At 55.4% G+C, this 794-nt stretch carries 1 protein-coding gene; it reads right to left on the reverse strand.

The features are described from left to right. A partial coding sequence (locus tag NW820_RS13010) for an RNA-guided endonuclease InsQ/TnpB family protein (RefSeq protein WP_414407723.1) occupies positions 1 to 794 on the reverse strand: 794 nt, incomplete at both ends.

A 794-nucleotide genomic window follows, 5' to 3' on the forward strand; every position in this document is an offset into this window, starting at 1 on the left:
ATGTGCAAACACCGGTGGCAGGTCTGCGACGTGTAGGCAGGCGGAACAAGAATCAAAGCAACCCCTGCACGCAGAGCCTTGTACTCCAAAAATTGACGGAGTTGATAAAACGCCCAACTGTTGGCCCTGCGCCGTTCGGCTTTGCTGCGTGGCTGTTGATTGACCCTTTCCCGGATCCCTGTCAAGTCTTCCAGAGCAATAGCGCTGTTTGTGGCTTTTGCCCTAGAGACAATAGCTTTGGAGATGCGATGATTGACCCACGCCTGAAAGCGTCTCTCCTTGCCAGACAGCCGTTGCAGCAGTTCTCTGCATCTGCGCCGCGAACTGCGGGTGCCCTTACTGGCTTTGCGTTGAAGTACCGCCCTCAACCGCGAGTGATGGTCTCGGACTTTGTTCAACTGCTGTCCATTCCAGTTATCTCCTTCCGATGTATGAGCAATATCCGTCCTGCCCAAATCCACGCCCAGCACTCTATCCGTGCCTTGAGGTGGGGATGGCTCCGCTTCCACACAGATTTGAATGAAGTAGGAACCGTCTTTGCGCTTGACCAGAGTGGCAGATTTTGGATTGGAGCCCGCCAACTGTTCTCTCTGGTAACGGCCAATCGCCAGCTCAAAGCGTTCTCGGCCTTCCACCGTGGTCAGCGACACCGTCCAGTCTTTCTCGCGGAACGAAAAGATACGTGAATCGTAGGTAGCGAAGCCCCCTTTGAACGCTTTGACGGGGCGGTTTTTCTGTCGGGCAACTTTACGGGCGCCGGCCAGCCGCCTGCAGACCTGCTGAGCCAAGTTACT

The organism is Synechococcus sp. R55.7 (genome assembly GCF_047461955.1).
GTDB lineage: Bacteria > Cyanobacteriota > Cyanobacteriia > Thermostichales > Thermostichaceae > Thermostichus.